This window comes from Roseisolibacter sp. H3M3-2 (assembly GCF_029211165.1).
GTDB lineage: Bacteria > Gemmatimonadota > Gemmatimonadetes > Gemmatimonadales > Gemmatimonadaceae > Roseisolibacter.
In genome coordinates this window covers 1-5,751 of record NZ_JARGEK010000316.1, presented here as the reverse complement: position 1 = coordinate 5,751, position 5,751 = coordinate 1, and the positions used below count along the sequence as shown (strand labels likewise).

Sequence of the window (5,751 nt, the reverse complement as noted above, 5' to 3'; positions counted from 1 at the left end):
GGCGCGCGAGCGGGTCGCGCCACCCGCGGCGCTACCGACGGCCGGGCCGCGGGCCTAGATTGCGCCCACGCCCCGGGTGCCCCGGGGCGTTTTTCGTGCCCGCCCGCCGCGCGACGCGGCGCGGCGGGCCGTTCCCTGACCGCGCGGCGCCCCCCCGGCGCGCGCTCCCGGCGACATGTTCGACACGCAGACGCGCACGCTGGTGGTGGTCGGCGCCCAGTGGGGCGACGAGGGCAAGGGCAAGCTGGTCGACGTGCTCGCGGAGCAGGCCGACTGGGTGGTGCGCTACCAGGGCGGCGCCAACGCCGGGCACACGGTGCACATCGGCGAGGTGTCGTTCGTGCTGCACCAGATCCCGAGCGGGATCCTGCACCCGGGCGTGCGGTGCGCGATCGGGAACGGCGTGGTGCTCGACCCCGACACGCTCTTCCACGAGATCGACGAGCTGGTCTCGGACGGGATCGACGTGGAGGGGCGCCTGTACGTCAGCGAGCGCGCGCACCTCGTGCTGCCGTACCACAAGCTGGTGGACGCCGAGAGCGCGGCCAGCAAGGCGATCGGGACGACGGGGCGCGGGATCGGGCCGGCGTACGAGGACAAGATCGCGCGCCGCGGCGTGCGCGTCCTCGACCTGCGGCACCCGGAGCGGCTGCGCGAGCTGCTGGAGCGCGGCGCCGCGCACGCGAACGCGCAGCTGTCGACGTTCGGGTCGCCGAAGCGCGTGGACGTGGGCGAGACGATGGCGCTGCTGGAGCGGCTGGCGCCGCGGCTGCTGCCGCTGGCCGAGGACGTGGGGCTGTGCGTCCACCGCGCGCAGAAGAACGGCGCGGCGGTGCTGCTGGAGGGGGCGCAGGGGTCGCTGCTCGACGTCGACCACGGCACGTACCCCTTCGTGACGTCGAGCAGCACGACGTCGGGCGGCGCCGCGATCGGCGTGGGGATCGCGCCGACGGCGATCGACGCGGTGCTCGGCGTGGTGAAGGCGTACACGACGCGCGTCGGGAACGGCCCGCTGCCGACGGAGATCGCCGGCGCGCTGGGCGAGGAGGTGCGCCGCCTCGGCAACGAGTTCGGCGCGACGACCGGGCGCGCGCGCCGCTGCGGGTGGTTCGACGCGGTAGTGGTGCGCTACGCGACGCGCGTGAACGGGCTGACCGGGCTGGCGATGACGAAGCTCGACGTGCTCGACACGCTGGAGCGGGTGGCGCTGTGCACGGGGTACGAGGTGGACGGGGAGCTGTTCACCGAGTTCCCGGGCGACCTGTCGATGCTCGACCGCGCGGTGCCGCGCTACGAGTGGTTCGAGGGGTGGCGGTCGGACACCGGCGCGGCGCGGAAGCTGTCGGACCTGCCGGACAACGCGCGGCGCTACCTGGACCGGATCCAGGAGCTGGTGGAGGCGCCGATCGCGTACGTGAGCGTGGGGACGCGGCGGGACCAGATCATCGGCGTGGGGAGCTGACGCCGCGAACGCTCGACGCTCCACGCTCGACGCTCGGCGGAGCACGCGGGGCCGAGCGTCGAGCGTGGAGCGTCGAGCGTCGAGGAGGGGCGTGATGGACTACGTGGACGTCGTGATCGTCGGCGCCGGGCCGTGCGGGCTGGCGGCGGCCGTCTCCGCGATGCGGGCGGGGCTCACGGTGCAGGTGTTCGACCGCGGGCCGGTGTGCGGCACGATCGTGGAGTACCCGCTGTACGCGACCTTCTTCTCGACGGCCGAGAAGCTGTCGATCGGCGGGCTGCCGTTCCTGCTGGCGGACACGAAGCCGACGCGGCGCGACGCGCTGGCGTACTACCGCGGGGTCGTGCGGCACTTCGGCATCCCCGTGCGGCAGTACGAGGCCGTGACGGCGATCGAGGGGACGGCGCCGCAGCTGGTCGTGCGCACCGCGCGGCGCTCGGGCGAGGAGAGGGCGACGCGCTGCCGCGCGGTGGTCGTCGCGACGGGCTACTTCGGGACGCCCAACCTGCTCGGCGTGCCGGGGGAGGACCTCCCGCACGTCCGCCACGTCTACCGCGAGGCGCACGAGGCGTTCGACCAGGACGTGGTCGTCGTCGGCGGGGGCAACTCGGCGGCCGAGGCGGCGCTGGACCTGTACCGCACCGGGGCGCGGGTGACGCTCGTGCACTTCGGGCCGACGTGGGACAAGAAGATCAAGCCGTGGGTGCGCCCCGACGTGGACAACCGGATCGCCGAGGGGAGCATCGCGGCGTGCTGGAACGCGCGGGTGGCGGAGATCCGCCCCGACGCGGTCGTGGTGCGGACGCCCGACGGCGCGCGCGCGCTTCCCGCCGACCACGCGTACCTGCTGACCGGCTTCGCCCCCGACACGTCGCTGCTGGCCGCGAGCGGGGTGCGGGTCGACCCGACGACCGGGATCCCGGCGCACGACCCGGCGACGTTCGAGACGAACGTGCGGGGGATCTACATGGTGGGGGTGCTGGTGGCGGGCTACGACGCGAACCAGGTCTTCATCGAGAACGGGCGGTTCCACGGGGACCGGATCGTGGCGCACCTGACCGGCTCGGGCAACGTGGGGGAGGCGGTGGTCAGCGAGGATCCGGACTCGTGAAGGGCGGCGCTACGGGCTGCGGGCTGCGGGCCGCGGATTCGAAACCCGCAGCCCGCAGCCCGCAGCCTCCGGCGGCCCCCCGTGTGGCGTCCGGAGCCGCTAGAATTCCCGTCCCACACCGAACCCAGGCCGTCCCATGCCCAGCTCCCAGCCCGACGTGATGGACAAGCTCGTGTCGCTCGCGAAGCGGCGCGGCTTCATCTTCCAGTCCTCCGAGATCTACGGCGGGACCGGGTCGGTGTGGGACTACGGCCCGCTGGGCGTGGAGCTGAAGAAGAACATCAAGGACCGCTGGTGGCACGCGCTGGTGCGCATGCGCGACGACGTCGAGGGGATCGACGCCGCGATCCTGATGCACCCGCGCGTGTGGGAGGCGAGCGGCCACGTCGCCGGGTTCGTCGACCCGCTGGTCGACTGCAAGGTGTGCAAGGGGCGCTTCCGCGCCGACAAGCTGCAGGACGCGCGCTGCCCGCAGAAGCCGTCGAAGAAGCCGGGCGAGGCGGAGCAGTGCCAGCTCACCGAGCCGCGCCAGTTCAACCTGATGTTCAAGACGTTCATGGGCGCGCTCGAGGACTCGGCGAGCGTCGTCTACCTGCGCCCCGAGACGGCGCAGGGGATCTTCGTGAACTTCCTGAACGTGCAGCAGTCGACGCGCCAGAAGGTGCCGTTCGGCATCGCGCAGATCGGCAAGGCGTTCCGCAACGAGATCACGCCGGGGAACTTCACGTTCCGCACGCGCGAGTTCGAGCAGATGGAGATGCAGTTCTTCGTCGACCCGAACGCGGACCACATGCAGTGGTTCGAGTACTGGAAGGAGCAGCGCATGCAGTGGCACCTCGACCTCGGGCTGCAGCGCGACCGGCTGAACTTCCACGCGCACGGGCCGACCGAGCTGGCGCACTACGCGAAGGCGGCGTTCGACATCGAGTTCGACTTCGGCGGCACGCTCGGGTTCCAGGAGATCGAGGGGGTGCACCACCGCTCGGACTTCGACCTGGGGCGGCACCAGGAGTACTCGGGGAAGAAGCTCGAGTACTACGACCAGCCGAACAACCGCCGCTTCGTGCCGTACGTGATCGAGACGTCGGTGGGCGCCGACCGCGTGACGCTGGCCGCGCTGGCCAACGCGTACCGCGAGGAGGAGGTCGCGGGCGAGGCCGAGGGGCGCGTGGTGCTCGGGCTGCACCCGGCGATCGCGCCGATCAAGGCCGGCATCTTCCCGCTGGTCAAGAAGGACGGGATGCCGGAGTACGCCGAGAAGCTCGGGCACGAGCTGCGCAAGCGCTTCCCGGTGTTCTACGACGAGGCGGGGGCGATCGGGCGCCGCTACCGCCGGCAGGACGAGGTCGGGACGCCGTTCTGCCTCACGGTCGACGGGCAGACGCTGCAGGACGGGACGGTGACGGTGCGCGACCGCGACACGCTGACGCAGGAGCGCGTGGCGGCCGACCGGGTGGGCGCGTTCCTGGCCGAGAAGCTCGAGGGGTGACCGGCGCCCCGCTCGACCGCCTGCGGTCGGCGGCGGAGGCGCTGAGCGAGGAGGTGTCGCGCGCGCTGTGGCGCGCGCACGCCGGGCACGCCGCCGACGCGCCGCTGGCCGCCCTCTACGCGCGGCACGCGGCGGCGTACGGCCCCGAGGCGCTGCCGCAGGCGCGCGAGCTGCTCGCCGTGCGCGGCGCGCCGGCGCGCGCGCTGGCCGAGTGGGTGGCGGAGACGCGCGTGGCGCGCGCGCTGGCGCCGCACGACGACGGGGAGCTGGCGTGGGAGCGGCGCGCGACGGTCGCGCTCCCCGACGGCGGGCGCGTGGAGTACGCGCGCGTGCCGATCGTGATGGCCAACGCCGCCGACCGCGGCACGCGGCTGCAGCTGGAGTCGGCGCGGGCGGCGCTGGTCGGCGCGGAGCTGGCGCCGCTGCGCCGCGAGCGCGCGTCGCAAGAGCACGAGGCCACGGCGTCGCTCGGGATGGGCGACGACTACCTCGACGCGTTCGCGCGCACCAGCGGGATCGACGCGCGCGCGCTCGGCGCGGCCGCCGAGGCGCTGCTGCGCGACACGCAGGGGATGTGGGACGACGTGCGCCCGGCCTTCGTGCGGCGCCGGCTCGGCGCCGGGATCGACGCGCCGACGCGCGCCGACGTGCCCGCGCTGTTCCGCGCCCCGGAGTTCGACGTCGGCTTCCCGCCGGGCGGGATGCTGGCGACGGTGCGGACGCAGCTCGCGGCGATGGGCGTGGACCCCGACGCCGGCGGGCGCGTGCGCTACGACGTGGGGGAGCGGCCGGGCAAGCGGGCGCGCGCGTTCTGCGCCCCGGTGCGCGTCCCCGACGAGGTGCATCTCGTGCTGCGGCCGATGGGCGGGGCGCAGGACTGGCGCACGCTGCTGCACGAGGTCGGGCACGCGCTGCACTTCGCGAACGCCGGGCGCGGCCTGCCGTTCGAGGCGCGGTGGGCGGGCGACCACTCGGTGACCGAGGGGTACGCGATGCTGCTCGACCACCTGGTGCTCGACGCCGGGTGGCTGCGCCGGTACTCGGAGCTCGACGCGGCGCGGACCGCCGAGTGGCGGCGGCTGGCGGCGTTCCAGGAGCTGTACCTGCTGCGCCGCTACGCGGGGAAGCTGCGCTACGAGCTGCTGCTGCACGGAGGCCTCCCGCTCGACGCGGCGCCGGACGCGTACGTCGAGCTGATGGAGGACGCGACGGGCGTGCGGCACGACCGGGCGGACGCGTTCGTGGACGTGGACCCGCGCCTGTACGTCGTGCGCTACCTGCGCGCCTGGCAGCTGCAGGCGCTGCTGGCAGGGGCGCTGCGCGAGCGGTACGACGAGGACTGGTGGCGGAACCCGCGCGCGGGGCCTTGGCTGGTCGGGACGCTGATGGCCGAGGGGCAGGCGCTCGACGCCGAGGGGCTGGCCCGGCGCGTGGACGCCGGCGGGCTGTCGTTCGACCCGCTGGTGCGGGGGCTCGAGGCGACGCTGGCCTGAGCCCGCTCAAGTCCCGGAGGGGGCGTGCCGAGACTCGCCGACGGGCGCGTACGACCGCGAGGGGCGGCGGGCGCCGAACCGGGAGGGGCACATGGCGGGACCGATCGGCAGGACCTCGGCGGTGGGGGGCGCGGCGGCGCTGCTCGACCCGGAGCGCCCCGCGGAGCGCGACGGGCCGCGCGCGGGCGCGCCGGCG

4 protein-coding genes are annotated in these 5,751 nt (G+C 74.4%); all 4 read left to right on the top strand.

Annotation, left to right across the window (positions count from 1 at the left end; translation table 11 throughout):
• Positions 1–175 precede the first annotated feature (175 nt).
• The 4 genes from PYV61_RS19880 (at position 176) to PYV61_RS19865 (ending at position 5,555) form a co-directional block, all read left to right on the top strand.
• Positions 176–1,462 carry an adenylosuccinate synthase gene (locus PYV61_RS19880; RefSeq protein WP_275834882.1) on the top strand — a complete coding sequence of 429 codons (1,287 nt, stop codon included), beginning with the start codon at positions 176–178 and terminating at the stop codon, positions 1,460–1,462.
• Positions 1,463–1,556: 94 nt separating this feature from the next.
• Positions 1,557–2,573 carry a YpdA family putative bacillithiol disulfide reductase gene (locus PYV61_RS19875; RefSeq protein WP_275834880.1) on the top strand — a complete coding sequence of 339 codons (1,017 nt, stop codon included), beginning with the start codon at positions 1,557–1,559 and terminating at the stop codon, positions 2,571–2,573.
• 136 nt (positions 2,574–2,709) lie between these two features.
• Entirely contained in the window at positions 2,710–4,062 is a 1,353-nt protein-coding gene (locus PYV61_RS19870; RefSeq protein ID WP_275834877.1) for a glycine--tRNA ligase, read from the top strand.
• Complete coding sequence (locus PYV61_RS19865) at positions 4,059–5,555, top strand: hypothetical protein (RefSeq protein WP_275834875.1); 1,497 nt, start codon at positions 4,059–4,061, stop codon at positions 5,553–5,555. Before PYV61_RS19870 ends, PYV61_RS19865 begins: the two co-directional genes overlap by 4 nt.
• Positions 5,556–5,751 lie beyond the last annotated feature (196 nt).